This is a genomic window from Nocardia sp. NPDC056952, assembly GCF_042674185.1.
GTDB lineage: Bacteria > Actinomycetota > Actinomycetes > Mycobacteriales > Mycobacteriaceae > Nocardia.
The window spans coordinates 753762-780508 of record NZ_JBHURA010000001.1; the positions used below are offsets into that span (position 1 = coordinate 753762).

Sequence of the window (26747 nt, forward strand, 5' to 3'; positions counted from 1 at the left end):
GGACCGCGTGGCAGCGGGCGAAACATCGACAGCAGCGGGACACCCCATCGCGAGGGTGCTCCCGCTGCTGTCGCCTGCCCACCTCGACCGCGACTTCGACTACCTCGTCCCCGCTGACCTGGACGAGATCGCGCAGCCCGGCGTGCGCGTGCGCGTGCGTTTCGCCGGTCGCCTCGTCGACGGATACCTGCTCGAACGTCTTCCGCGCAGCGACCACAACGGCAAGATGATGCCGCTCGAACGAGTGGTCTCCGCCGAACGCGTCCTCACCCCGGACATTCTGCGCCTGGCCACCGCTGTCGCCGCCCGCTATGCGGGAACTCGCGCTGATGTCCTGCGTCTTGCCATCCCGCCGCGCCACGCCCGCACCGAAACCGGCGGTGCGAAGAAGTCCGATGGCGTGAAGAAATCGACGCGTTCGGCGGCTGGAGCTGGTGACACCGCCGATGATTCGACGTCTCCGCCGGAAGACCCGCCCCTCGCCGAAGCGCAAGGTGCGGGTGCCGTGGGCGACTCGGCACCGGAAGCTGTTGATGGTGAGCATCTTTCGCGCTCGGCCGACACGGACAGCTCCACTGGTATGGACGGCTCCACCGGTGCGAACATCTCGGCCGCGGCGCAATCGCACATCGGGGTCGACGCGTCGGCCTGGGGCCGGTATGCGCACGGTTTGGGGTTCGTCGGCGCGCTGGCACAGGGGAAGGGTGTGCGGGCGGCGTGGCAGGCGTTGCCGGGGGAGGACTGGGCGGCGCGGCTGGCGGAATTGGCGGCGACGGTGGTGGCCGCCGGTCGCAGTGCGGTGCTGATGGTGCCGGACCAGCGGGACCTCGATCGGTTGCTGGCCGAATGTGTTGCGCTGGTGGGTGATTCGGCTGTCGGGCTGTCGGCCGGGCTGGGGCCTGCGGCGCGGTATCGGCGGTGGCTGGCGGTGTTGCGTGGGCAGGCGCGGATTGTGGTGGGGACCCGCGCGGCCGTCTTCGCGCCGGCACGTGACCTCGGGCTCATCGCGATCTGGGACGACGGCGACGACACCTACGCCGAGCCGCGTTCCCCGTATCCGCACGCTCGCGAAGTGGCGATGTTGCGGGCGCACGAGACAGGCGCCGCGTTCGTCGCCGCCGGTTTCGCGCGGACAGCCGAAATCCAGGCGGTGGTCGAATCCGGGTGGGCGCGTGACCTTCTCGCCGATCGTCAGACGCTGCGTGAGGTGACGCCCCGGATCAGCGCGCCCGGCGACAGTGACTACGCCCTGGAACGTGACGCGCTGGCCCGCTCGGTGCGGATGCCCGGCGTCGCGTTCGCGGCCGCCCGCTCCGCGATCAAGGAGAACGCGGCGGTGCTCGTCCAGGTGCCGCGGCGAGGATACGTTCCGTCGCTGGCCTGTGCGAAATGCCGTACCCCCGCGCGCTGCCGGCACTGCAACGGACCGTTGGCGTTACCGCATTCCGGCAATGGCGAAGCGGCGAGCCCGCAGTGCAAATGGTGTGGCATCACCGAAGCCGCGTTCCGCTGCCAGGCCTGCGGTGCGCGAGCGCTGCGGGCGACGGTGATCGGCGCGGCCCGCACCGCCGAAGAGCTCGGGCGTGCGTTCTCGGGCGTCCCGATCCGTGCTTCCGGTGGTGGGGAAGTGCTCGACACGGTCGAACCCGGCGCCCAGGTGGTCGTCGCCACCGTCGGAGCGGAACCCCTCGTTCGCGGTGGCTACGGCGTCGCGCTCTTGCTCGACGGCTGGGCGCTGCTCGGTCGCGCCGACCTGCGCGCGAGCGAGGACACCCTGCGCCGGTGGATGGGGGCGGCCGCCCTGGTCCGCCCCCGTGGCCAGGTCATCGTCATGGCCGAGCCGTCCCTCGCCACCGTCCAGGCGCTGGTCCGGTGGGACCCCGTCAACCATGCCGCCGCCGAGCTGGAGGCCCGCGCGGAGGTCGGCTTTCCGCCTGCGGTCCGGCTCGCCGCCATCGACGGCACCACCGCGTCGATCGCGGAATTACTCGACGCCACCACACTTCCCGACGGTACCGAGATCCTCGGTCCGGTACCGCTTCCGCCGACGGCCCGCAAACCGTTCTCCGGCACCGATTCTCCCGCCGAGGTCGAACGCATGCTGCTGCGGGTGGCCCGCTCGGACGGCGCTCCCTTGGCCCGCGCCCTCACCGCCGCCCAGGCCGTCCGCAGTTCGCACCGCTCCGACGCGCCCTTGCGGGTGCAGATCGACCCGGTCGATATCGGCTGACGAGGGCGCCCGGCGTTCCGGTCAGGCGTACATCGCCCGATGGCGCCTCGCCCACTGCGCATAGGTTGTGGCCGGTCGACCGAGTACCTCCTCGATATCAGGGCTGACCTGCTGTTCGTCCGCTGTGGGCATGCCCAGGATGGTGAGTGTGTGGTCGGCGACCGGCTCGGGCATGAAGCGCAGCATGTTCTGCTTGGCCTCGTCCACGGTGAGCTCGACGAAGGTGATCGGGGCGTCGATCGCTTCGGCCACCGCCGCGGCTTGGTCGCGCGGGGTGATCACGGCGGGCCCGGTCAGGGTGTAGGCGCGGCCGTGATGGCCCTCTTCGCGCAGTGCCACGGCGGCAACGGCGGCGATGTCGGCGGGGTCTACCGCCGGCAAACCGATGTCGCCGAACGGTGCGGGGACGACCCGCTGGGTGCGCACCGGTTCGATCCACGCGAAGGTGTTGGAGAAGAACGCACCAGGGCGCAGGGCCGTCCACTCCAGGCCGGATTCGGCGAGGGCCTGTTCGAACGCGATGGTCCGGGCGTAGCCGTCGGACTGTGGGCGGGTGACCGCGCCCTGCGAGGAGACGAAGACGACCCGGCGGATGCCGGCGTCCGCGGCGGTTTTCAGCAGCAGGGCCGGCTCGGGGCCGGTCATCAGCTGCTCGCCGGTGATCAGCAGGAACAGCGCGTCAGCGCCCTGTAGTGCGGGGGAGAGGCTGTCGAGATCGCCCAGGTCGGCGACCGTGTGCTCGACACCTGCCGGCAGGTCGGCGGGGCGCATGCCGCGGGATACCGCCCTGACCTGTGCTCCCGCGTCGACGAGTAGTCCGACCAGGGTGCTGCCGATATTGCCGGTTGCTCCGGTGACGACGATCATCTGAATCCTTAGTTAGTTAGTTGGCTGACTGGCTGCTGGACGCAAAGGTATCCCATCGACCGCGCTCTGTCTATAGTTAGTTGTATGACTAAATCGGACGCGCAGCTCAGCCCGAAGATCGGGAAGCGGGAACGCCTGGTGCAAGCGGCGATGCGCGTGTTCTACGAGCAGGGCATCGAGAAGACGACGATCGCCGATATCGCACGTGAGGCCGACGTCCCCGTCGGCAACGTCTACTACTACTTCAAGACCAAGGATCAGTTCATCGCCGCGGTCATCGAGTTGCACGCGCAGGTGCTGTCGGGCGCCGTCACCGAACTCGCCGAACTGCCGGGGCCTGCCGAGAAGCTGAAGGCCATGGTGCGCAGCTGGGTCGAACAACGTGAGATGGCGGCGCGTTTCGGCTGTCCGACCGGTTCACTCGCCGCCGAACTCGACAAGCGCGAGGACGCCTTCGGGGGACAGCCCGCACGCGTGATCGGGCTGCTGGTGGAGTGGGCGCGCGAACAGTTCGCCGGCCTCGGTCGCACCGACGCCGCCGAGCTCGCCGTTGCCTTCGTGGCCGCCTATCAGGGAATCTCGTTGCTCACCAACACGTTCCGCGACCCGCAACTGATGGTCACCGAGGGCGCCCGGCTGGAACGATGGATCGACGAGCTGGCGCGGGAGTCCGGATAGCACCCGCGCGGGCTCGGTGTCGTCCGTCGGCGCGGTACTGCGCGTGGCTGGAGGTCAATCGGTGGGCTGCCAACCCGAGCACAGCAGGTCGATGGCGGTGATCGCGTCGTCGGTGGTGGTCAGGAAGACGCGCTGGTCGGCGACGCGAGGCGTGCCGGTGGCCGGGCACATGCGGACCAGCCAGTGCATCGCGAGCTTGTCGCCGATGCGTTCGCGGCCGGAGTCGACGACGGCGAAGTCGTCGGGTCCGCCGAACCAGCCGCGGAAGCGCGCGATCGCCGGATCGGGGCCGACCGCGGTGAACGGGCCGGGTGGGATCAGGCCACGCAGCGTGACCTCGGGGGCGAGGTAGGACGCCATCGCGGCGAAGTCGCGCCGGATCAGCGCGGCGAGAAACAGGTCGGCGACCGAGGAGGTCGTCTGCGGGGTGAGGGTCGAAGTAGTCATGGGGAAAGTCTGCGACCTGCGTCGATGTCTAACATCGGGTGATCACCCGATCTTTGCCGGTTGGTCCTCGTCGGGCAGTAGACCGTGGCGCATCGCGAACACCGCGGCCGAACCACGGCTGTGGACACCGATTTTGGTGTAGATGTGCTCGACGTGGCTGCCCGCGGTGCGCGGGCTGATCCCGAGGGCCTGGGCGATCTCGCGGGTCGACCGGCCGCGGACCAGCAGGGCGAGGACGTCGAGTTCGCGGGCGGTGAGTCCGGCGATCTGCGCGCGCTTGCGTGGTCTTCGGCCCTGGGCCGCGGCCAGTACGGCGGCAACGGCGTCGCCGTCGAGTCGTCCCGCTGTCACCTCGGCGCGCAGGGTCCTGGCTCGCTCGCCGGGATCGATGGCCGGTCGGTGCGGCCGTTGCTCGCCGAGTGCGCGAAACATCTGGGCGGCGGCCAGAATTCGCGCGGTGGGCGGCAGCATCGAGCCGGTGAGCCCGCGCGGATAGCCGGACCCGTCGAGTCGTTCGTACACCATCGAAGCCGGTCCGGCGAGCGCGGCCAGGTGCGGACTGCGCGCCAGCACTCGCTCGGTGAGATACGGAACCATCCGCACCCGTTCGCGTTCGGAGGCGGTCAGCGGACCCGGTTTGTTCCAGATGCCCGTCGAGACGCCGATGGTGCCGAGGCGACACACCAGGGCTGCCCGCCGCACGGTCTCCGCCTGATCGGCGGGCAGGCCGTACTCGCGGGCCGCGGCGGCGGCCAAGTCGGCCACGGCCCGGGAATGACCGAGGAACCAGGTCGCTTTCGCGTCGGAGTAGTCGGCGAAGACGGTGAGGACGTCGGTGAGTTCGTCGTCGGCGATCAGCCTGTCGAGCGCCGCGCAGCCGTCGATCACCTGCTGCCAGGCGTCGACCCGGTCGAGCCCGTCCAGCAACGCGCCGTCGCCCCGGGTGCACAGGTCCACCAGGTCGGGATCGAACTCGGTGCCACTGCGCGACAGCAGCATTCGCACCGCCGCGTCGACACCGCCCACCCGGGCATGGACCTCGGCGTCGTCGGCGATGTGCACGACACGCATCACCGGAATGATCGCCTCGCCACGCAATCCGCCGGGTACGCCGTGGCCGTCCCACCGTTCGAAGGCCTGCGGCAGCGCTGCCTGGACGGCGTCCGGCAGGTCGAGGCGGTCGGCGATATCGGCCGCGGTGCGGCAGTGGGTGAGGAACGAGTCCATCGTGTCGCGCACCCCACCCGCGAGGAACCGGCCGGTCATCGAGATCCGCCGCAGCGACGACCCGCCTTCGGCGAGGTGCCCGAGCAGGAAGGCCATCATCGGCAATCCGGTTTTGTCGACGTTGTAGCTGTCGGCCCGGATCCGCAGGTCGTCACCGAACCAGCGCGCCATCTCGGGGGAGTCGGCGACGCAGCCGACCCACGCCAGCAGCGAGACGTAGTAGGCCGCGGCGCGATCGGCCTCGGACAACCCCGCGGCCTCGGCGAGCCGGACAGCGAGAACGGTCTGGCGCAGCACATGTTCCTGCGGCTGGCCGAGCCCGAGGTCGGTGGCCAGTGACAGCGAGGCGACGAGTTCGGCGAGCCGAAGGGGTCGTCGGGACGGGTCCGTCACGAATTCAGATTACTCCTTGCGCTCGATGCATTGCCGATATATCGTCGATAGTGTCAAGAACAACGAGAGAGCCTGAGGAGGCTGTCATGCAGAACCAAGAACAACGAGAATTCGGACACTTCCGGCGCGGTCGCGGACCGGGCCCCCGGGAATTCGGCCCCGACCGGCAGCAGTTCCGCCACGGCGGGCGTCATGGCCACGGCCCCGACTTCGGACCGGGCTTCGGCCCAGGTTTCGGACCGGGCTTCGGTCCCGGTTTCGGTCGCGGACGCGGCCGCGGCGGGCGCGGCAGGCGCGGTGACGTGCGCGCCGCGGTGCTGCTGCTGCTCGTCGAGCGCCCGATGCACGGCTACGAATTGATCCAGCAGATCCGCGACCGCAGCGACGATGTCTGGCGCCCCAGCCCGGGGTCCATCTACCCGGCATTGGCCCAGCTCGAGGACGAGGGCCTGGTGCTCATCGAGAAGGTGGCCGGTCGCAAGACCGCGCAGCTCACCGACGAGGGCAAGGCCTATGTCGAGACCCATCGTGAGGATCTCGGCGACCCGTGGGCCGAGGTCAAACAGGACGTCGGCGCCCAGGCGCTGGACCTGCGCGGACTGGTCGGACAGGTGATGGGCGCGGTCGGTCAGGTGGCCCAGGTCGGCACGGCGCAGCAGGCGGCGAAGGCGGCCGAGGTGCTCGCCGAGACCCGGCGGGCGCTGTATCGAATCCTCGCCGAGGACGATGTTTCCTCCGAGGGTGACGCAACCCCCGAGAAGTGAGGGCGTCGTGAACGCCCTGCCCGGCGTGCGGTTGTCGGTCCCATGGAGTAAATGTTTGGGGCATGGAACAACTGGGAATGTTGTGGGGTTGGGGAACATCACGATTGCGCGGCGCGATGTCGGTCTCGGCACTCGCCTGCACGGCGGTGATCGGTGTGTCCTTCGCGCCGATCGCCGCCGCTGAACCGGCGGGCTATCGGCCCGCCGTCATTCCGATGCAAGCGGGTCCGGCGCAGGCCGATCACCTGGATGCCGCCCATTACATCAAGGCCAACCCGAACTCGGTTCCGGTGGGGCTCAACAACTTCGGGTGTACGCCCACCGCCGAGCACCCGCGGCCGATCGTGTTGGTGCACGGCACCGACTCGAGCGCGTACTCCGACTGGGCGGGAATCGGGCCGCAGCTGGTGTCGGCCGGCTACTGCGTGTTCGCGCTGAACTACGGCGGGGCGCCGGGCGCCGACACCTACGGCACCGAGGACATGCGGATCAGTTTCGCCCAGCTCGGCCAATTCGTCGACGAAGTCCTCGTCGCGACCAAGGCGACCAAGGTCGATCTGGTCGGGTTCTCGCAGGGGGCGAACGTCAGCCGGTTCTATGTCAACAAGCTCGGGGGCGCGCCGAAGGTCGGGACCTGGGTCGGCCTGGCCTCACCCAGCTACGGCGGGGTCATGTACGGACTGGTCCCGGTGGGGCAGGCCGTTCCCGGCATGATGGATGTCTTCGCGAAGGTCACCTCGACCGCTGCGGTCCAGCAGGCTCAGGGCGAACCTCTCATGGTGGAGCTCAACGCGGGCGGCGACACCGTGGCCGGTGTCCGGTACGTCACCGTCGGCAGCCGCGTCGACGAGATGATCCAGCCGTTCTCGAACATCGCGCTGCGCGGTGCGGGCGCCGAGAACCTCGTCCTGCAAGACCTCTGCGCCGACGATCTGACCGGGCACTTCCACCTGGTCTACGACCCCTTCGTGCAGCAGTTGCTCCAGCGCGTCCTCGACCCGGTCCGGGCACCGGCACCGGTCTGCGCGCCCGTCCCGCTCGGCACCGGCATCCCCGAGGTGATCATCGCGGGCAACTCCTGACAGCCGGGCTGGACGGAAGCGCCTCGCGGGGTCACTAGACTGGGACGACCGCAATTCGTCCTCCCCGGGAGCCGCCGTGACCATTCAGCCTGTTCGCCTGTTCGGCGACCCGATCCTGCGTTCTCGTGCCGACGCGGTCACCGAGTTCGGTCCCGACCTCGCCACGTTGGTCGCCGATCTCACCGAGACCATGCACGACGACGGTGGGGTCGGGATGGCCGCGCCGCAGATCGGTGTCGGCCTGCGGGTGTTCGTCTACGACACCGGCGACGCCGCGGGGCATGTGGTGAATCCGGAGTGGTCGGCCGTCGGGGCCGACGAACAGGTCGGTCCCGAGGGCTGCCTGTCGATCCCCGGCGTGCGTTACGACGTGCGCCGGGCAGCGCGCGTGCGGGTCAGCGGGGTCGACGTCACCGGTGCGCCGGTCGAATTCGAGGCCGACGGTCTGCTCGCGCGCTGTGTGCAGCACGAGTACGACCACCTCGACGGCGTGCTGTTCATCAACCGGCTCGAACCGGCCGACCGCAAGGACGCGATGCGTACCATCCGCGAATCCGACTGGTTCCGCGGCGGGATCACCGTGCGCGAATCCAGCGGTGTCGGCGGTGGTCGCTGATGCGCGTAGTTTTCGCGGGCACGCCCGAGCCCGCTGTGCCGTCGCTGCGCCGGTTGATCGAGAGCGAAGGCCACGAGGTCGTCGCGGTGGTCACGCGACCCGACGCGGTCGCGGGCCGTGGTCGCAAGCTCCTGCGCTCGCCGGTCGGGCAGCTCGCCGACGAACACGGCATTCCGGTGTTCACGCCACGCAAGCCGTCCGAGCCCGAGTTCGTCGCCGCGCTCACCGAGCTCGCACCGGACTGCTGCCCGGTCGTGGCCTACGGTGCGCTGCTGCCCCAGCAGGTGCTCGACATCCCCGCCCACGGCTGGATCAACCTGCACTTCTCGCTGCTGCCCGCCTGGCGCGGGGCGGCTCCCGTGCAGGCGGCCATCGACGCCGGTGACGACATGACCGGCGCGTCGACGTTCCTGATCGAAGCAGGCCTCGATACGGGTCCGGTGTACGGGGTGATGACCGAGAAGATCGGGCTCACCGACACCGCGGGCGAACTGCTGGCCCGGCTCGCCGAAGCAGGTGCCGTGCTGCTCGAGAAGACCCTGGACGGCGTGGAAGACGGTTCGCTGCAAGCGATTCCGCAATCCAATGACGGCGTGACCTACGCACCGAAGGTGACCGTGGAAGCCGGGCGGATCGGGTTCGACGAACCCGCGCTCGCCATCCACCGCCACATTCGCGCCGTCACCCCGGCGCCCGGCGCGTGGACCGAGGTGAACGGGCTGCGCCTCAAACTCGGCCCGGTGGAAATGGTGGAGGAAACCTTGCCCGAACGCGAGATCCAGGTGCGCAAATCCGGCGTCTTCGTCGGAACATCGACCACAGCGGTCCGCCTGGGGCAGGTCCAGCCGCCCGGCAAGAAGATGATGAACGCCCTGGACTGGGCGCGCGGCGCCCGCCTCGCGCCCGGCACGGTGATCGGATGAGTGCCTCGGACCGTCGCCGTCGCCGTGAAGCCGATGCCGCGAAGGGCGTGAGTCCCCGCGAGGACCGTAAACCCACCGGAAAGTCCGGCGAGCCGCGCGGAGGCAGCCCCCGCGACGACCGCAAGATCACCGGCAAGAACGTCGACGGCGGCTGGGCCGCCCGCGCTGCGAAGGGCACCACCACCCCGCGCGCGGACGGCGACCGCTGGACGGATCGCTCCGACCGACCTCGCCGCGACGACCGCCCCGGTTTCGCTCGCGGCGCGCAGGGTCGCGACGCGGGCAATCGACGTGACGACGGTCCGCGCTCCGGCGTGCCCCGCCGCGAAGACGACCGCCCCGGTTTCGGTCGCGGCGCGAGTGACCGGGCGCACGGACGTGACGTAGGTGGCCGACGCGACGCCGCCCCGCGCTCCGAGGCACCTCGTCGTGCCGACGACCGCCCTGGCTTCGGCGGCGCGGACGACCGTGCTCAGGGCCGTGACTCGGCTGACCAGCGCGATGATCGTGGCAACGCGGGACGCACGGGCGCGGCACGGTCCGGTGCGGGACGATCCGACCGTGGCGCGTCGCGTCCCGATCGTGGTGCGCGCGCAGGAGACTCGCGTGGCCGTGGTGCCGGCAACCGGGATGCTGGTGCGCCGGCGGGCAAAGCGCCCGCTCAGCGTCGTCCCGAGCGTCCCGATCCCAGCGTGCCCAGTCCGCGCAAGCGCCGCGGCGAGCCCGTGGATCCCGCGCGCGAAGTCGCCCTCGATGTGCTGCGGGCCGTGCGTGAGCGCGACGCCTATGCCAATCTCGCGCTGCCGAAACTGTTGCGTGAGCGCAAGATCAGTGGGCGCGATGCCGCGTTCGCGACCGAGCTCACCTACGGCGCCAGCCGTTCGCAAGGGCAGCTCGACGCGGTGATCTCGGCGTGCGCCGGCCGCACGGTCGACGAGATCGATGGCCCCATCCTCGACATCCTGCGCCTCGGCGTCTACCAGCTGCTGCGGACCCGTACCAGCGCGCACGCCGCCGTCGACACCTCCGTCGACTTGGCCAGTGCCGAATTCGGCCAGGGCCGTGCCGGTTTCGTCAACGCGGTGCTGCGGCGGGCGGGAGAGAAGACCGCCGAGGAGTGGATCGCCGAGCTGGCCCCCGCCGACCCGGTCGGCAAGCTCGCCTTCGAGCACGCGCATCCGAAATGGATCGCCCAGTCCTTCGCCGACGCACTCGGAGCGCAGGCGGGTGAGCTGGACGCACTCCTGAAGGCCGATGACGAGCGCCCGGTCGTGCACCTGGTCGCCCGGCCCGGCGAGATCACCTCGGAAGAGCTCGCGCTGGTCACCGGCGGTGAGGAGGGCCGCTGGTCCCCGTACGCGGTGTATCTCGACGGTGGCGATCCCGGTCTGCTGGAACCGGTCCGTGACGGCATCGCCTCCGTCCAGGACGAGGGCAGCCAGCTGGTCGCGCTCGCTCTCACCCGTGCGCCGCTGGAAGGCCCCGACAAGGGGCGCTGGCTCGATCTCTGCGCAGGTCCCGGCGGTAAAGCGGCCTTGCTCGGCGCGCTCGCCGCCATCGACCTGTTCACCGTCGACGCTGTCGAACCGGCCGAGCACCGTGCCGAACTGGTTCGCAAATCCACCCGGAATCTGCCCGTCACCGTGCATGTCGCGGACGGTCGCGACAGTGGCCTGACCCCCGGCTACGACCGCGTCCTCGTCGACGCGCCGTGCACGGGCCTCGGCGCGCTGCGTCGCCGCCCCGAGGCGCGCTGGCGTCGCACTCCGGCCGACGTGGCGGAGCTGGTGACCCTGCAGCGTGAACTTCTCACCGCCGCATGGGATCTGGTGCGCCCCGGTGGTGTCGTCGTGTATTCGACCTGCTCGCCGCATCTCGCCGAAACAGTGTCGGTGGTCGCCGATTTCGTCCGCCGCAGCGGCGCCGAGGAACTCGACAGCCGCGAGTTCCTGCCCGGTGTCACCGATCTCGGCGACGGCCCCTCCGCGCAGCTGTGGCCGCATCGCCACGGCACCGACGCCATGTTCCTGGCGACGCTGCGCAAGAAGTAGCCGCGACAGCACGACGGCGCCGTCCCCGCACGGGGGCGGCGCCGTTCCATTTGTCCAAGCGAGGAGCGAGCGCCGAGGAGGAGAATCGGCGTATGGCGATGACATGGGATCAGGTGGTCGCGATGGCGACGGCACTGCCGGGTGTGGCGGAAGGCACCTGGTGGCGCAGTCCCGGCCTTAATGTCGGCGGCAAGAGCTTCGCTCGACTGCGTGATGAAGCCGAAGGCGGCCTCGTGCTGCTCTGTGAGCCCACGGAGAAGGAAGCGCTGCTGGCCTCCGGCGACCCAGCTTTCTACACGACCCCACACTATGACGGGTACCCGTACATCCTCATCGATCTCGACGCGGTCGACCCGCAGCAGCTCGTCGAGCTACTAGACAGTGCCTGGTGGCTGCGCGCTCCCGCGAAGCTGCGGCGCGCGAGGCAAGGTGCATAGGAGAGGACGCCGTTGTCCTGTCCCCGAGTCAGTCCCGTTCGGACAATTCGCGCAGGCGTGCCAGGGTTTTCGCGAGAATCCGGGACACGTGCATCTGCGAGATCCCCAGCTGCGAGGCGATCTGGGTCTGCGTCATCGACTCGAAGAACCTCATGGTCAGAATGCGGCGCTCACGTTCGGGCAGGCCCGCCAGCAGTGGCCGCACCGCGATGTACTCCTCGACCCGGTCGAACTGCGACTCTTCCTCGCCGAGCGTGTCGAGCAGCGACGCGTCGCTGTCGCGCCCGATCGAGGCCGCGTCGATCGACGTCGGCTGATAGGCATTGCCCGCGATGACGGCCTGGGTGACCTCGTCGGGGTCCACATCGAGTTCGGCGGCGATCTCCTTGGCGGTGGGGGAGCGCCCCAATCGCTGCGAGAGCTGATCCACGGCCGCGCCGATGCGCAGGTGGGTTTCCTTGACACGCCGCGGGACCCGCATCGCCCAGGTGTTGTCCCGGAAGTACCGCCGGACCTCACCCATGATCGTCGGTACCGCGAAGGACAGGAAGTTCGAGCCGCGACTCAGGTCGAACCGGTCCACCGCGTGCACCAGACCGACACGCGCCACCTGCGACAGATCGTCGAACGGCTCGCCGCGCCCGCTGAATTTGCGGGCGATGTGGTCGGCCAGCGGAATGCAGCGGTTGATCAGCGCGTCCCGCGCGACCGCGTGCGCGACACTGCCCGGCTCGGTCGCCGCGAGACGCTCGAACAGGGCGCTGACGTCGTCGTACCCGGACACCGGTTCCGGGGTTTCGGTCTCCTCCTCGAGAGTTTCCTGCTCGAGGGATTCCTTGTCCGGTTCTGCGCCGTTCTCCGACTCCGCGGCAGGGGAGTCGGTTTTATCGGGTTCGCTGAGATCGTGCTGGTCGGGCTGGTTGTCCTCGCCGTGCACTATGCCTTCCCCCGGACCCTGCGGAATCGGACCGTCGTCGGATACCCGGACACGCCTCCGTCGAAATCCTGCTGCTCGGCGATGACCTCGTCGCAGAGCGTGCGCAGCACATGCCACCCGAAGCTGCGCTGATCCGGCATGCCCTGCGCCGCAGCGACACCGTCGACGCGCACCTGGAGTTCGAAGTCGCCGACGAGGAATTCGCAGGTGAGCAGCGTATTCGGGCCGGCGATCGCGATGATCGTCGAGCACACCTCATCCACGGCGAGGCGCACGTCGGCTACCTCGTCGAGGGTGAAATCACTGAGTAGTACCAGTGTTTCGGCCAGTCCGCGCACGATTGGCAGCTGCGTCAGCTGTGCTGCCACACGAATCTCCACCGGGGCGCCGAAGGGCCCATGTTCCGCCGAAAAATTGGTCACCCTGAGAAGGCTACCCATATCCCGGCAGGGCAATCACCATCGCCGTCGCTACACTGGCGCGCTGTGTCCACTCCGACGTTCTCCCGTCCGTCCCAGCCGATGATCGCCCCGTCAATCCTGTCCGCGGACTTCGCGAATCTGGCCGCCGAGGCCGCCGCGGTCGAAGGATGCGATTGGCTGCACGTCGACGTCATGGACGGGCACTTCGTACCGAACCTCACGCTGGGTCTGCCGATCGTGCAGAGCCTGCTGAAGGCGACCGATATTCCGTTCGATTGCCACCTGATGATCGACGATCCGGGCCGCTGGGCCCCGAGCTACGCCGAGGCGGGCGCCTACAACGTCACCATCCACGCCGAGGCGACCGATGATCCGATCGCGGTGGCGCGCGATATCCGCGCCGCGGGCGGGCGGGCCGGGCTGTCGGTGAAGCCGAACACCCCGATCGAGCCGTACCTGGAAATCCTGCGCGAATTCGACACCCTGCTGGTGATGAGCGTGGAACCCGGTTTCGGCGGGCAGTCGTTCATCCCCGGCGTGCTGGAGAAGGCGCGGATCGTGCGCAATCTGGTCGATTCGGGCGAGCTGCACCTGGTCGTCGAAATCGACGGCGGCATCAACGACGACACCATCGAGCAGGCGGCAGCGGCCGGAATCGATTGCTTCGTGGCCGGGTCGGCCGTCTACAACACGGCCGACCCGGGCGCTGCCGTGCAGAAGCTGCGCAACCTGGCCACCTCGGCCTGGCTGCCGTAACTACAGCGCGCGGAGCTTGCGGGTGCCCAGCGCCCGCGCCGCGTCGATGACGGCCTGCACCGGCGGCCGCTGGTCGCCGGATTCGGGTTCCTGCACCCAGGTGCGGTAGCCGGTGCGCTCGTCGTCGGGGGAGGGCAGCACGATCTGGCTGCCCGCGCAGGCGACGGTCGCGTACAGGCGGAACAGTTCGGCCGACGCGGTCGCGGTGACGGCGTCCGGGCGGCAGGGGCCGGTGAGGAACGTCCAGCGCCGCGCGCGGGGGTGATCGACCACCGGACCCGCGATCGCGGCCTCGCGCAATCGGGCCTGGACGCGTTCGCCCAGATCGCCGGGCATGGTGACCGCGCCGTAGTGCGCGCCGATCTGGAGCAGAATGCGGCGGGAATCGAAATCGATCTTGGCCGGCAGGTGCAGTTCTCGCCGATAACGCACGCAGCGCATTTCCAGCGTCGAATCGATCAATGTGCTCACGCGGCACCCCCACATATAGCGAACCTGTTGTGACCCACAGTGTTGTCTTCCTGGAGTGGTGGACTATCCCTGGGGCGAACTCCCGGTAGCCGCTGTGCTCCGGGCGATGATGTCGGGAGAACCTGCAGTTCCAGGGCCCGACATCTGGCTGAACAGCAGGAATCGTTGACGTAACAATATTGCGTCAACGGCGCGGCGGGCGCAAGCATTACACTCACCGTGTTTCCAGTTCGTAGTGGCGGGTAATGCCAGGCTAAGGCAGCCTGATGAATGCCGGGGATCGGTTCGCCGAAAATTGGATTGAACGACAACCGCCGTATTGATTAACGGCGGTGTTGCTTCATGTCGATACACGTTTGCGACCGGATCGATGCGCTATCGATCGCTTTCGGTGATCAAGTGCTGCGTGCGGTCGGGTTCGGCCCCCGACCCGGGCTCACGGGCCGCGCTACTAGGCTGTGCGACGAGCTGGGTGGCCTCGCGGGAATAGCGGCCACCCACCTGCTGTTGGGCCCAACGGGTACGGATGACGCGACAAGGGAGTCAGGCATGTTCACAGGGATCGTCGAGGAGCTTGGCGAGATCGTGGCCACCGAAGCGCTGACCGACGCCGCCCGGTTGACGATCCGCGGCAAGCTGGTGACTTCCGATGCCGGGCACGGCGATTCGATCGCCGTCAACGGCGTCTGCCTCACCGTCGTCGACGTGATCGACGGCGACAGCTTCACCGTCGACGTCATGGACGAGACGTTGAAGCGCTCGAGCATCGGCGGCTTGGTCCCCGGATCGCCGGTCAACCTCGAGCGCGCGGCCGCGTTGAACAGCCGCCTCGGTGGCCACCTCGTGCAGGGGCATGTAGACGGCACCGGCACCGTGCTGCGGCGCACCCCTTCGGAGAACTGGGAGGTCGTGCGGATCTCGCTGCCGGATTCCATCGCGCGCTATGTGGTGGAGAAGGGCTCGATCACCGTCGACGGCGTTTCCCTCACCGTCTCCGCGCTCGGCATCGACGACGAGCCGAACGCCGACGGATCCCGCGATTGGTTCGAGGTCTCCCTGATCCCGACCACCCTCGCCCTGACCGTCCTCGGCACCGCCCCCGTCGGGGCCACCGTGAACCTCGAGGTGGACGTCATCGCCAAGTACGTGGAACGTCTCGCCCAGCGAGGCTGACACCGATCGGCGCCGGGCCTCACCGAACACCCCGAGGCCACGCCGTAATGTAGGAAGTCATTGCCATCCCCAGGGCAGTTTCTCGGCCGCCTCGATCTGGACTGATCAGAGGGTGCGACGAAGGAGTGCCCGCCGGGAGGGAAGATCGAGGCCCACCGGGCCGAGAAACCCGCGGCCCCGGCCGCCAAATATACGGAGCAAGCAGACGTGACCAGGTTGGACAGCATCGAGCGCGCGGTCGCCGATATCGCGGCCGGCAAGGCTGTTGTCGTCATCGACGACGAGGACCGGGAGAACGAAGGCGACCTCATCTTCGCGGCCGAGAAGGCCACCCCGGAGCTGGTCGCGTTCATGATCCGCTACACCTCCGGCTACATCTGCGTGCCGTTGACCGCCGACGACTGTGACCGGCTCGGCCTGCCGCCCGCGTACGCGATGAACCAGGACAAGCACGGCACCGCCTACACCGTCTCGGTGGACGCGCGCGAGGGCATCACCACCGGCATCTCCGGCGCCGACCGGGCCGTCACCATGCGCCTGCTGGCCAGCGCGCAGGCCAAGGCCGACGAGTTCACCCGCCCCGGCCATGTGGTGCCGCTGCGCGCCAAGGACGGCGGCGTGCTGCGCAGGCCCGGCCACACCGAGGCCGCGGTCGATCTGGCCCGGATGGCCGGATTGCGTCCCGCGGGCGTGATCTGCGAGATCGTCAGCCAGAAGGACGACGGGCACATGGCCCGTACCGACGAGCTGCGCGTGTTCGCCGACGAGCACAACCTGGCGATGATCTCGATCGCCGACATGATCGCCTGGCGGCGCAAGCACGAGAAGCATGTAGTGCGGGTGGCCGAGGCCCGTATTCCGACCGCGCACGGCGATTTCAAGGCCGTGGGCTACCAGAGCATCTTCGACGATGCCGAGCACGTCGCGCTGGTGCGCGGCGACATCGGTGACGGCGAGGACGTGCTGGTGCGGGTGCACTCGGAATGCCTGACCGGTGACGTCTTCGGCTCGCTGCGCTGCGATTGCGGCCCGCAGCTGGACGCGGCACTGGAGATGGTCGATCAGGAGGGTCGCGGTGTCGTCCTCTACATGCGCGGGCACGAGGGCCGTGGCATCGGCCTGATGCACAAGCTGCAGGCCTACCAGTTGCAGGACACCGGTCGCGATACCGTCGACGCCAATCTCGATCTCGGTCTGCCCGCCGACGCCCGTGACTACGGCACCGGCGCGCAGATCCTGGTCGATCTCGGCATCCGCTCGATGCGCCTGCTCACCAACAATCCGGCCAAGCGGGTCGGCCTCGACGGTTACGGTCTCGCGATCACCGAGCGCGTCCCGATGCCGTTGCGCGCCAATGCCGAGAACCTGCACTACCTGCGCACCAAGCGGGATCGGATGGGCCACGACCTGGTCGGCCTCGACGATCTCGACCTCGGCGAAACCGCGCAGTGATCACTTCGTACGAAAGGCGGCAACGATGAGCGGTACAGGTGTCCCGAGCTTCGCTCTGGCGCAGGCCAAAGACGTCAAACTCGGCATCGTCGCCTCGCGCTGGCACACCGAGATCTGTGACACCCTCGTGGCGAATGCCGAACGGGTGGCCAAGGAAGCCGGCGTCGAACATGTGACCGTGGTGCGCTGCGCCGGTGCGATGGAGCTGCCGGTCGTCGCGCAGGAACTGGCGCGCACGCACGACGCCGTCGTGGCTCTGGGTGTCGTGATCCGGGGTGGCACACCGCATTTCGAGTACGTGTGCGATGCGGTGACGGCCGGGCTGACCCGGGTGTCGCTCGATGCGGCCACCCCCGTCACCAACGGTGTGCTCACCACGAACGACGAGGAGCAGGCGCGCGATCGGGCCGGGCTGCCCGGTTCGGCGGAGGACAAGGGCGAACAGGCCTGCGCCGCCGCTCTCGATGCCGCGCTCACCTTGCGCGCGCTGCGATCGGTGTGACCGTGCCGGTGGTGCGGACCTGGCGTCGTAGCGCTCCCCAGCCCGACGCGGGCTGGGAGTTCCAGGTGCGTCCGCGCCGGGCGACTCGCACCGCCATCGTGGTCGCGATCGTCATCCTCGTCGCGTTCACCGCGGGTGGGCTGCTGCTGCGCACCGGGTCGACCGGAGTGAACTTCCGGGTCGCCGATCAGATCGCGATGATCCTGATCGGGGTGGTCGGGGCGGGCGCGGTACTGATGCTCACCCGTCCGCGAGTGCGCGTGGGCAGCCAGGGTGTCGCGGTGCGCAACATCCTGGGCGAGCAGGTGTACCCGTGGACCTACATCCGTGGCGCGTCCTTCCCGGACCGCAAGGCATGGGCCCGCCTCGAACTGGCCGACGACGATTACGTCCCGATGCTGGCGATCCGTTCCAACGACAAGACCCACGCCGCCGACGCCATCGAGCGCGTCCGCGAACTCGGCGCCCGCTACGCCCCGCAGAACTGACTTCGCTGAGCGGTTGGCACCTGGAGCCGACTGATTGCCGGCAACGCTGCTGTCTGTGCGCCACCGAGTAGTGACGCACAGACCAGCGCATCAGCGGGTATCGCCGAGGACCGCTCCCTCGCGGCGCGGATCCGCACCGCCGATCCAGCCGTCCTTGCCGTTGTGCTGCAGGGCGCTGAGCCCGCTGGACTGCGGTGCCACCGACACCTGATGGCCCATTGCCCGCAGCTTCTCGACCAGGGGATCGTGGTCGCCGTTGTCGGTCGCATTGATATCGGGGTGCTCACCGCCGACGCCGGTGACCGGCGTATTGCCCGCGCCGAACGACACCCCGGAGACCGCCTGTTGCGGGTCGAGACCCCAATCCAGCGCATTGACCAGCGTTTTCACGACGAACTGGATGATCACCGAACCACCGGGTGAACCCGTGACGAGCTTCAGCTCGCCACGGTCGCCCTGATCGTCACGATCGAACACCAGGGTCGGGGCCATCGAACTGCGCGGGCGCTTGTTGGGCTGGAGCCGGTTGGCCACGGGTGTCCCGTCGGGGTCGACCGGGTCGGCAGCGAAGTCGGTGAGCTGATTGTTGAGCACGAACCCGTCGACGAGATGGAAAGACCCGAACGCCGATTCGACCGTCGTGGTCATGGCGGCGGCGTTGCCGTACTTGTCGATGACGGAGATGTGGCTGGTGCCGTGCTCGGGCGGCTGTGGACCGTTGCCGAGGGGGACCGGCCCGAGGTTGCCGGGTTTGGCGGTACCCATGCTGCGCTGCGGGTCGATCAGCGTCGACCGTTCCTTGAGGTACTGCGGGTGCACGAGCGAGAGCGCCGAATTGCCCGGCAGCGGAACGAAATCCGGGTCGGCGACGTACTTGTTGCGGTCGGCGTAGGCCAGTCGCTCCGCTTCGGAGATCAGGTGCACGGCCTGCGCGTCGGGACGCCCGCCGTTGGCATCGAGCTCCTGTGGGCGCAGCGCCGGGAGATCGAAATTGGCGAGAATGCCCAGCGTCGCCGCGACGGTGCTGCCGCCCGAGGACGGCGCGGGCATGCCGCACAGTTCGTACTTGCGATACCCGGTGCACAGCGCCGTGCGCTTCTTCGCCTCGTAATTCGCCAGGTCGGTGGTGGTCAGCGCGCTGGGGGTACGACCGCCCGCCGTGCTGCCCGCCGCCTCGACGATATCCTGGGCGATGGCGCCGCTGTAGAAGGCCTTCGCGCCGTCGGTCGCGATCGCCGAGAGCGTTTTCGCCAGTGCCGGATTGGTGAGGACGGTGCCCGACTTCTTGGGCGAGCCGTCGGCTTCGAGGAAGTAGCCACGCGCGGCCTCGTCGGCGGCCAGGTCTTTCGCGGATTCGGCGATCTGGCCTGCCAGCCGCGGACTGATCTCGAAACCGTTGTCGGACAGGCTGATCGCGGGATCGAACAGTTCCTTCCAAGCGCTCATCCCGTGTTCGGAATGTGCGAGTTCGAGCATCCGCAGCACTCCGGGCACGCCGATGGAACGACCGCTGGCGCGGGTGTTCGGCGCGGGTTCGGTGCGGTCGGTGTCGCTGACCCAGCGCAGATAGTTCTCGGTCGCCGCGGCAGGAGCGGTCTCGCGGCCGTCGTAGGTGTCGACCGTGCGCGACTTCGCGTCGTAGTGCACGAGGAACGCGCCACCGCCGATGCCGGAGGCCTGCGGTTCGACCAGCCCGAGTACCGCCTGCGCGGTGACCAGCGCGTCGGCGGCGGTGCCACCCGCGCGCAGCACCCGGCACGCGGCCTCGGTGGCGATCGGATTGGCGGTCGACACCGCGTAGGTGCTGGTGCGCACCGCGGTCATATCCGAGCGGTATCCGGACGAGATCTCAGGATTGGTGCTGAGGTTCTGCGAGGTCGGCGCACCGCCACCCGTCGCGGGCGCCGCGGACACCGGAGTGCCGTTGGGTGTGCTCGTACATTCGGCAGCCGTCTTCTCATCTGTCGAACAACCGGCCAGTACCCCCACCGCGAGCACTGCGGCCGTCGTGGCCCCGATCCACGTCCGTCGCCTTGGCGTCATGTAGGCAGCGTAACTCGCCGGTCCGACACCCTTCGAGCTTTTTCCGCCGGGGCGCATGCCACGGACCACCTCGACGATCTCGACGCCCGGATGACGAGTTCGCGAATCCTGGACTCCCCGGCCGGTTTCCGCCGGAGCCGCAGTCGCCGGCTGGCTACCCTGGCTGATATGGACATCGACGCGGTGCTGTTCGACTACTCGGGCACGGTCTTCCGTTTGGAAGACGACCGGACCTGGGCCGACGAACTCGTCGGCGACGACGGAACACCCTTCGACATCGCGGCGAAAGCCGAAGTGCTGCGGCGGATGACGGCCCCGGTCGAGCAGTTCATGACCTTCGACGCGGCGGGCCAACACGCCTGGGACAACCGCGACCTCGACCCCGCCCTGCACCGCCACGCCTACCTGGAGGTGCTGCGCGGCTCCGGCGTTCCCGGCATTCAGGCGACCCGCCTCTACGAACGCCTCATCGACCCACTCACCTGGACTCCGTACCCCGACACCGGGACGGTCCTGAAATCCCTTGCCGCACAAGGAATTCCGGTCGGCATCGTCAGCAACATCGCCTTCGACATCCGCCCCGCCTTCGCGAAGCACGGCTGGACGGACCTGATCGGTGCGATGACCCTGTCCTACGAAGTAGGCGCCATCAAACCGAACGCCCAGATCTTCCGCGACGCCACCGACCGCCTCGGCGTCGACCCCGAACGTGTCCTCATGATCGGCGACAGCACCGAAGCAGACGGTGGCGCCACCACCCTCGGCGCCCGCTTCGCCCTCGTCGACGCGGTCCCCACCATCGATCGCCCTCGCGCCCTCATCGACGCACTCGCCGAACACGGCATCCGAACTGCCGACTGACCGCAGCAGGTCAGCGTTCGCGGGTGAACCAGGTCCGGGCGGAGGGCCGAAGGAGCATCCCCGCGACCGCGCCATTGGCGACGACCCCGACCACACCCGGCGGCAGCCCGGTGAGAATGCCCGTCGACGACACCAGACACGCCAGCACCGCGACGCCGATCGTCGCCTTGCGCAACAGATCACCGCCCTGCCGGAACAGCAGCACCAGCGGAACCAGCGCGAAGGACGGCAGATACCCGGCGAGCAGTGCGCCGAGCGAGCCGCCCAGCGCCACCGTGATCGCGATCAGCACCACACCGACGGCGGTGGCGACCGCGGCGATCAGCCGCGCTCCGCGCACCGTCCCCGGCATGACTCCGTGCGGGGACACCTCGTCGTCGTACAGGTCGTCGCCGGTTCGGGGCAGGGCGGGGGCATTGCTCATCGGACGTCCTTTCGGGCACATAATCCGAGCACTCACGCTACACAGGCGGGCGCACAGCCCACCCCAGCGACCTCGCTCGCTCCCTCGACCGACGCCGGGGCGGCCACTATCGAGCTGGTTGCCGACCGCGCCGGCCATCGCATCGATGTAGGCCGAAGGTTGTCCGTAGGGCTGCTGCGCCGGTTGACACCTCGGCGGTGCGGACCTGTCGGGGCCCCTCGCTAGGCTGGATGGGTGGCAGATCCCGCGACGTACCGGCCGGCGCCGGGCACGATTCCCGTCGAACCCGGTGTGTACAAGTTCCGGGACGTGCACGGGCGGGTCATCTATGTGGGTAAGGCGAAGAGTCTGCGGAGCCGGCTGAACTCCTACTTCGCCGATGTGTACTCGTTGCATCCGCGCACCAAGCAGATGGTCACCACGGCGGCCGCTGTCGAGTGGACGGTGGTCTCCACCGAGGTGGAGGCGCTGCAGCTCGAGTACAACTGGATCAAGGAATTCGATCCGCGATTCAACGTCCGATACCGCGACGACAAGACCTATCCGGTGCTCGCGGTGACCCTCAACGAGGAGTATCCGCGACTGTTCGTCTACCGGGGCGCGCGCAAGAAGGGTGTGCGCTACTTCGGTCCCTACGCGCACGCCTGGGCCATCCGCGAGACCCTCGACCTGTTGCTGCGGGTGTTCCCCGCGCGAACCTGCTCCAACGGAGTCTTCAAGCGGCACAGCCAGATCGGGCGTCCGTGCCTGCTCGGCTACATCGACAAGTGTTCCGCGCCGTGCGTGGGCCGGGTCAGCGCCGACGAGCACCGCCAGATCGTCGAGGACTTCTGCGACTTCCTGTCCGGCAAGACCGACAAGATGGTGCGCGCGCTCGAACGCCGCATGCACGAGGCCGCCGAAGACCTCGACTTCGAGAACGCCGCCCGCCTGCGCGACGACGTGCAGGCGCTACGGCGGGCCCTCGAGAAGCAGGCCGTGGTGCTCGGCACCGGCACCGACGCCGATGTGATCGCCTTCGCCACCGACGAACTGGAAGCCGCGGTCCAGATCTTCCACGTCCGCGACGGACGCGTCCGCGGCCAGCGTGGCTGGGTCGTCGACAAATCCGGCGACGCGCTCGACGTCGCGGAATCGGGAACCGAGATGGCTGCCCTGGTCGAACAGTTCCTCACCCAGTTCTACGGCGAGCAGGCCGCCATGGCGGACCAGAACGGTGACGCCGCCATCGTCGTCCCGCGGGAAGTGCTGGTCCCCGAACTACCCGCCGACGCCGAGGAGATCGGGGAGTGGCTCAGCAAGATGCGCGGCTCCGCGGTCTCGCTGCGCATCCCGCAGCGCGGCGACAAGAAGGCACTCGCCGAGACGGTGCAGCGCAACGCCGCCGAGGCGCTGGCTCAGCACAAGCTCCGCCGGGCCGGTGATCTCACGTCGAGATCGCAAGCGCTGCAAGATATTCAGGACGCACTCGAACTCGACAGCGCCCCGCTGCGGATCGAATGCGTCGACATCAGCCATGTGCAGGGCACCGACGTCGTCGCCTCGCTGGTGGTCTTCGAAGACGGCCTGGCCCGCAAGTCCGACTACCGCCACTACGCGATCAAGGAAGCCGCGGGCGACGGCCGCTCCGACGATGTCGGCAGCATCGCCGAGGTGACCCGCCGCCGCTTCGCCCGGCTGGCCCGCGACCGCGAACAACCCGTCGAGATCGAACCCGACGAGGTCGACGAGCCCGCCTCACGCCCCGGCATCGATCCCACCACCGGCCGACCGCGCCGCTTCGCCTACCCGCCCAACCTCTATGTCGTCGACGGCGGCGCACCCCAGGTCGCCGCCGCGGCCGAGGTCCTCGACGAACTCGGCATCACCGATGTCGCGGTGATCGGCCTGGCCAAACGACTCGAAGAGGTCTGGGTGCCCGGCGAAGCCGACCCCGTGATCATGCCGCGCAACAGCGAGGCGCTGTTCCTGCTGCAACGCGTGCGCGACGAAGCCCACCGCTTCGCCATCACCTTCCACCGCAGCAAACGCTCACGCCGGATGACGGCGTCGGCGCTGGATTCGGTGCCGGGCCTCGGCGAGACTCGGCGCACCGCCTTGGTCACCCACTTCGGCTCGGTCGCCAGAATCAAGGACGCGACTGTCGAGGAAATCACCTCGGTGCCCGGAATCGGGGTCTCGACGGCGAAAGCGGTGCTCGCGGCACTCAACAGTCCGTAGCCGCCGACGGCCGGTATCGCAGGACGCAACATTGCGTGTGCCGTACGTTGTGTGTCTGCGCCCGATACCCGAACCGGTGCGGGATGATCGAAAGGCACCCAGAAACGGATCCGGTAGGACATGACACGCGTCGAATCGAATAACAATGCGGGGGCGGCACCCGGGCAATCCGGGACGGTCACCGACACACAGCAACCAGTAGAAGTGGTTATCGTGACCGGCTTGTCCGGCGCGGGCCGCGGCACTGCCGCGCGCGTGCTGGAGGATCTCGGCTGGTACGTGACCGACAACCTACCGCCCGAGCTGATCGGGCGAATGATCGAGCTGGGCGCCGCGGCCGACCCGCCGATCCGGCGACTCGCGCTGGTCATGGACGTGCGCAGCCGGTTCTTCACCGGCGAGCTCTCCGGTGTCACCGAGCAGTTGCGCGGCGCGGGCATCCGTACCAGAGTGCTGTTCCTCGAGGCCTCCGACGACGTGCTGATCCGGCGGTTCGGCTTCGCCCGGCGCCGTCATCCGCTGCAGAGCGACAGCCCCGACGGGACGCTCTCGGCCGGTCTGACCGCCGAACGAGCCAGGCTCGCCCCGGTCAAGGGGGCCGCCGACCTCGTCATCGACACCACCGAGCTCTCGATCCACCAGCTGCACCGCAAGCTGGAGGAGGCATACGGCGCGGGCGCGCCAGCCGCACTGCAACTGACTGTGCAGTCGTTCGGCTTCAAGTACGGTGTTCCCCTCGACGCCGACATGGTGTTGGACGTGCGATTCCTGCCCAACCCGCATTGGATTCCGGAATTGCGGGAACACACAGGACAGGAGTCGGTGGTCAGCGACTACGTGCTGTCCAGGCCGGGTGCGCGGGACTACCTGCAGACCGGCAAACACCTGGTCGACCTGACGACGACCGGATACCGCCAAGAGGGGAAGCGATACATGACCGTGGCAGTGGGGTGCACCGGCGGCAAACATCGCAGCGTCGCTATCGCCGAGGCACTGGGTGAGCGCATCGGCGCCGATACCGGGCACGTGGCGGTGGACGTCGTGCGCGTCGTCCACCGGGATCTGGGGCGCGAATGAGTGGAATCGAAGCCGACCCAGCCGTCGTCGCGCTGGGCGGCGGACATGGGCTGTACTCGACATTGACGGCCGTGCGCAGGCTGACGAGGCGAATCACCGCCGTTGTCACCGTCGCCGACGACGGCGGGTCCTCCGGTCGGCTGCGCGCCGAGCTGGGCATGCTCCCGCCGGGTGATCTGCGGATGGCCCTGGCCGCGCTGTCCGACGACGCCGACGGTGTGTGGACCACGACGGTGCAGCACCGCTTCGGCGGCACCGGCGCGCTCGCCGGGCACTCGGTGGGCAATCTGATCCTGGCCGGACTCACCGACATCCTCGGTGATCCGGTGGCCGCGCTCGACGAGGTGGGCAGGCTGCTGCGGATCACCGGCCGGGTGCTGCCGATGTCGCCGATTCCGCTCGACATCGAGGCCGAAGTATCGGGCCTGGAGTCGGATCCGCGGATCGGCCGGTGCGTGCGCGGTCAGGTTGCGGTAGCGACCACGCCGGGTAAGGTCCGGCGGGTGCGGCTGATTCCGTCCGATCCGCCTGCCAGCCCCGAGGCGACCTCGGCTATCGACGACGCGGATGTTGTTGTGCTGGGACCTGGTTCGTGGTTCACCAGCGTCATTCCGCATGTCCTGGTGCCGCAATTGCACGCGGCGCTGGTGCGCACGCGGGCCCGCAAGGTGCTCGTTCTGAATCTGGCGGCGGAGCCCGGCGAGACAGCCGGCTTTTCCGCGGAGCGTCATCTGCATGTATTGTCCCAGCACGCACCGGATTTCACGGTCGACGATGTGCTCGTCGACTCGGCGTCGGTGCCGGAGGGGCGGCAACGGGAACATGTGGCAAGAGCCGCCGAACAGTTGCGGGCACGGGTAACGTTCTGCGATGTCGCCGAGCCGGGAACGGATCGGCATCATCCCGGAAAACTTGCCGCCGCACTGGATCAGCTGATCCGGTCGCCGCGGCCGCAACTGACTGGGCTTCGATTCGAGAGACGGCACAGTGCCTCAGATGTGCACAGTGTTCCAGATGAGCGTTCGGGGTCGGTGGGAAAGGAGCGCGTCTCGTGGCGATGACAGCCGAGGTGAAGGACGAGCTGAGCAGGCTCGTGGTGTCGCAGGTCAGCTCGCGTAAAGCGGAGCTGTCGGCGCTGCTGCGGTTTGCGGGCGGTCTGCACATCGTGGGGGGCAGGGTGATCGTGGAAGCCGAGGTGGACATGGGGTCCATCGCCCGGCGACTGCGCAGAGAGATTTTCGAGCTGTACGGATACGGCTCCGACGTGCATGTGCTCGGCGCGGGTGGGCTACGCAAGACCTCCCGGTACGTGGTGCGGGTGTCGAAGGAAGGCGAGGCGCTGGCGCGTCAGACCGGACTGCTCGATGTACGCGGCCGCCCCGTGCGCGGGCTACCCGCGCAGGTGGTCGGCGGCAGCATCGGTGACGCCGAAGCGGCATGGCGTGGCGCGTTTCTCGCGCACGGCTCGCTCACCGAACCGGGTCGTTCCTCGGCGCTCGAGGTGAGCTGCCCCGGTCCGGAGGCGGCATTGGCACTGGTCGGCGCGGCGCGCAGGCTCGGCATCACCGCGAAGGCGCGGGAGGTGCGCGGCACGGACCGGGTCGTGGTGCGTGACGGCGAGGCGATCGGTGCCCTGCTCACCCGGATGGGCGCGCAGGACACCAGGCTCACCTGGGAAGAACGTCGGATGCGCCGCGAGGTGCGGGCCACCGCCAACCGGCTCGCCAACTTCGACGACGCGAACCTGCGTCGTTCGGCGCGCGCGGCCGTCGCGGCGGCGGCTCGGGTCGAACGGGCGCTCGAGATCCTCGCCGACGATGTTCCCGAGCATCTCGCCGCGGCGGGCAGGTTGCGGGTACAGCATCGGCAGGCTTCCCTGGAGGAACTCGGTCAGCTGGCCGAGCCGCCGATGACCAAGGACGCTGTCGCGGGCCGGATCCGGCGATTGCTGTCGATGGCCGATCGGCGCGCCAAGGACCTCGGCATCCCCGATACCGAGTCCGCGGTGACCGCGGAACTGCTCGACGACGCGTAGTAGGAACCGCAACAGACTCCGCACGCCGAAAGGTGTGGCGAATCCGACGATTAGGGCAGAGCGGTCATACATGACCGCTCTGCCCTCTATTCTGGGGTCTCCGCAGGCCTGAGGCCGGGGAGCTCACAACTCACAGGTGGCTGTCGTGAAGGCTGGCGCGGCTACTACTGT

Annotated in this window: 26 protein-coding genes; 18 read left to right on the plus strand and 8 right to left on the minus strand. The window is 68.8% G+C overall.

All coding sequences use genetic code 11. The features are described 5' to 3' along the window. Positions 1-7: 7 nt before the first annotated feature. Positions 8-2230, plus strand: coding sequence for a primosomal protein N' (locus tag ACFTS5_RS03305; RefSeq protein ID WP_378627031.1), 2223 nt, complete (start codon positions 8-10; stop codon positions 2228-2230). Positions 2231-2251: 21 nt separating this feature from the next. Here the strand turns inward: ACFTS5_RS03305 and ACFTS5_RS03310 are convergent, their stop codons facing one another. Further along, positions 2252-3097, minus strand: a complete 846-nt coding sequence (locus tag ACFTS5_RS03310) for an SDR family oxidoreductase (RefSeq protein ID WP_378627033.1) — start codon at positions 3095-3097, stop codon at positions 2252-2254. 84 nt (positions 3098-3181) lie between these two features. Between ACFTS5_RS03310 and ACFTS5_RS03315 the strand changes: the two genes are divergently transcribed. After that, positions 3182-3775, plus strand: a complete 594-nt coding sequence (locus tag ACFTS5_RS03315) for a TetR/AcrR family transcriptional regulator (protein WP_378627034.1) — start codon at positions 3182-3184, stop codon at positions 3773-3775. 54 nt (positions 3776-3829) lie between these two features. Here ACFTS5_RS03315 and ACFTS5_RS03320 read toward each other — a convergent pair whose 3' ends face one another. Together ACFTS5_RS03320 and ACFTS5_RS03325 are read right to left on the minus strand one after the other, a co-directional pair. Next, positions 3830-4222, minus strand: coding sequence for a nuclear transport factor 2 family protein (locus tag ACFTS5_RS03320; protein ID WP_378627036.1), 393 nt, complete (start codon positions 4220-4222; stop codon positions 3830-3832). A 42-nt stretch (positions 4223-4264) separates the two neighbouring features. Next, positions 4265-5842: an HD domain-containing phosphohydrolase gene (locus ACFTS5_RS03325; RefSeq protein ID WP_378627038.1), complete on the minus strand. Its 1578-nt coding sequence runs from the start codon at positions 5840-5842 to the stop codon at positions 4265-4267. Positions 5843-5928: 86 nt separating this feature from the next. Here ACFTS5_RS03325 and ACFTS5_RS03330 point away from each other — a divergent pair, with 86 nt between their 5' ends. The 6 genes from ACFTS5_RS03330 (at position 5929) to ACFTS5_RS03355 (ending at position 11715) form a co-directional block, all read left to right on the plus strand. Further along, complete coding sequence (locus tag ACFTS5_RS03330; RefSeq protein WP_378627039.1) at positions 5929-6606, plus strand: PadR family transcriptional regulator; 678 nt, start codon at positions 5929-5931, stop codon at positions 6604-6606. A gap of 116 nt (positions 6607-6722) precedes the next feature. Continuing rightward, on the plus strand, positions 6723-7688 hold the full coding sequence (locus ACFTS5_RS03335) for an esterase/lipase family protein (protein WP_378628311.1): 966 nt from the start codon (positions 6723-6725) through the stop codon (positions 7686-7688). A 76-nt stretch (positions 7689-7764) separates the two neighbouring features. Then, entirely contained in the window at positions 7765-8304 is a 540-nt protein-coding gene (gene def, locus ACFTS5_RS03340; RefSeq protein ID WP_378627041.1) for a peptide deformylase, read from the plus strand. After that, the gene (fmt, locus tag ACFTS5_RS03345; protein WP_378627042.1) at positions 8304-9227 is read left to right on the plus strand and encodes a methionyl-tRNA formyltransferase; all 924 of its coding nucleotides are present in this window, start codon (positions 8304-8306) and stop codon (positions 9225-9227) included. The genes def and fmt overlap by 1 nt, the downstream gene beginning before the upstream one ends. 692 nt (positions 9228-9919) lie before the next feature. Continuing rightward, positions 9920-11278, plus strand: coding sequence for an RsmB/NOP family class I SAM-dependent RNA methyltransferase (locus tag ACFTS5_RS03350; RefSeq protein ID WP_378628312.1), 1359 nt, complete (start codon positions 9920-9922; stop codon positions 11276-11278). 92 nt (positions 11279-11370) lie between these two features. Then, positions 11371-11715: an MmcQ/YjbR family DNA-binding protein gene (locus tag ACFTS5_RS03355; protein WP_378627044.1), complete on the plus strand. Its 345-nt coding sequence runs from the start codon at positions 11371-11373 to the stop codon at positions 11713-11715. Positions 11716-11743: 28 nt separating this feature from the next. Here the strand turns inward: ACFTS5_RS03355 and ACFTS5_RS03360 are convergent, their stop codons facing one another. Continuing rightward, a complete protein-coding gene (locus ACFTS5_RS03360; RefSeq protein WP_266295523.1) occupies positions 11744-12499 on the minus strand; it encodes an RNA polymerase sigma factor SigF in 756 nt (251 codons plus the stop codon). Positions 12500-12651: 152 nt separating this feature from the next. Further along, entirely contained in the window at positions 12652-13020 is a 369-nt protein-coding gene (locus tag ACFTS5_RS03365; RefSeq protein WP_378627045.1) for an anti-sigma factor, read from the minus strand. A gap of 153 nt (positions 13021-13173) precedes the next feature. On the opposite strand from ACFTS5_RS03365, the gene rpe reads away from it, so the two are divergent. Further along, positions 13174-13830: a ribulose-phosphate 3-epimerase gene (gene rpe / locus ACFTS5_RS03370; protein ID WP_378628313.1), complete on the plus strand. Its 657-nt coding sequence runs from the start codon at positions 13174-13176 to the stop codon at positions 13828-13830. Here the strand turns inward: rpe and ACFTS5_RS03375 are convergent, their stop codons facing one another. Beyond that, on the minus strand, positions 13831-14301 hold the full coding sequence (locus ACFTS5_RS03375) for a hypothetical protein (RefSeq protein ID WP_378627047.1): 471 nt from the start codon (positions 14299-14301) through the stop codon (positions 13831-13833). A 549-nt stretch (positions 14302-14850) separates the two neighbouring features. Here ACFTS5_RS03375 and ACFTS5_RS03380 point away from each other — a divergent pair. From ACFTS5_RS03380 to ACFTS5_RS03395, 4 genes are all read left to right on the plus strand, one after another. Continuing rightward, complete coding sequence (locus tag ACFTS5_RS03380) at positions 14851-15474, plus strand: riboflavin synthase (protein ID WP_378627048.1); 624 nt, start codon at positions 14851-14853, stop codon at positions 15472-15474. Positions 15475-15681: 207 nt separating this feature from the next. Beyond that, complete coding sequence (locus ACFTS5_RS03385; RefSeq protein WP_378627050.1) at positions 15682-16926, plus strand: bifunctional 3,4-dihydroxy-2-butanone-4-phosphate synthase/GTP cyclohydrolase II; 1245 nt, start codon at positions 15682-15684, stop codon at positions 16924-16926. 25 nt (positions 16927-16951) lie between these two features. Next, positions 16952-17428, plus strand: coding sequence for a 6,7-dimethyl-8-ribityllumazine synthase (gene ribH / locus ACFTS5_RS03390; protein ID WP_378627052.1), 477 nt, complete (start codon positions 16952-16954; stop codon positions 17426-17428). Positions 17429-17430: 2 nt separating this feature from the next. Next, complete coding sequence (locus ACFTS5_RS03395; RefSeq protein WP_378627053.1) at positions 17431-17916, plus strand: PH domain-containing protein; 486 nt, start codon at positions 17431-17433, stop codon at positions 17914-17916. Between the two features lie 90 nt (positions 17917-18006). Here the strand turns inward: ACFTS5_RS03395 and ggt are convergent, their stop codons facing one another. Further along, the gene (gene ggt / locus ACFTS5_RS03400; RefSeq protein ID WP_378627054.1) at positions 18007-19959 is read right to left on the minus strand and encodes a gamma-glutamyltransferase; all 1953 of its coding nucleotides are present in this window, start codon (positions 19957-19959) and stop codon (positions 18007-18009) included. Between the two features lie 168 nt (positions 19960-20127). Here ggt and ACFTS5_RS03405 point away from each other — a divergent pair, with 168 nt between their 5' ends. Then, the gene (locus ACFTS5_RS03405) at positions 20128-20820 is read left to right on the plus strand and encodes an HAD family hydrolase (RefSeq protein WP_378627056.1); all 693 of its coding nucleotides are present in this window, start codon (positions 20128-20130) and stop codon (positions 20818-20820) included. 10 nt (positions 20821-20830) lie between these two features. Here the strand turns inward: ACFTS5_RS03405 and ACFTS5_RS03410 are convergent, their stop codons facing one another. Next, entirely contained in the window at positions 20831-21244 is a 414-nt protein-coding gene (locus tag ACFTS5_RS03410; protein WP_378627058.1) for a hypothetical protein, read from the minus strand. Positions 21245-21478: 234 nt separating this feature from the next. Between ACFTS5_RS03410 and uvrC the strand changes: the two genes are divergently transcribed. The 4 genes from uvrC to whiA all read left to right on the plus strand — a co-directional run bounded on the left by uvrC (position 21479) and on the right by whiA (position 26576). After that, the gene (gene uvrC / locus ACFTS5_RS03415; RefSeq protein ID WP_378627060.1) at positions 21479-23464 is read left to right on the plus strand and encodes an excinuclease ABC subunit UvrC; all 1986 of its coding nucleotides are present in this window, start codon (positions 21479-21481) and stop codon (positions 23462-23464) included. A 120-nt stretch (positions 23465-23584) separates the two neighbouring features. Continuing rightward, complete coding sequence (rapZ, locus tag ACFTS5_RS03420) at positions 23585-24541, plus strand: RNase adapter RapZ (protein WP_358062678.1); 957 nt, start codon at positions 23585-23587, stop codon at positions 24539-24541. Next, positions 24538-25602: a uridine diphosphate-N-acetylglucosamine-binding protein YvcK gene (gene yvcK / locus ACFTS5_RS03425; protein WP_378627062.1), complete on the plus strand. Its 1065-nt coding sequence runs from the start codon at positions 24538-24540 to the stop codon at positions 25600-25602. The genes rapZ and yvcK overlap by 4 nt, the downstream gene beginning before the upstream one ends. After that, positions 25593-26576: a DNA-binding protein WhiA gene (gene whiA, locus ACFTS5_RS03430; RefSeq protein ID WP_056810477.1), complete on the plus strand. Its 984-nt coding sequence runs from the start codon at positions 25593-25595 to the stop codon at positions 26574-26576. The genes yvcK and whiA overlap by 10 nt, the downstream gene beginning before the upstream one ends. Positions 26577-26747: the final 171 nt, after the last annotated feature.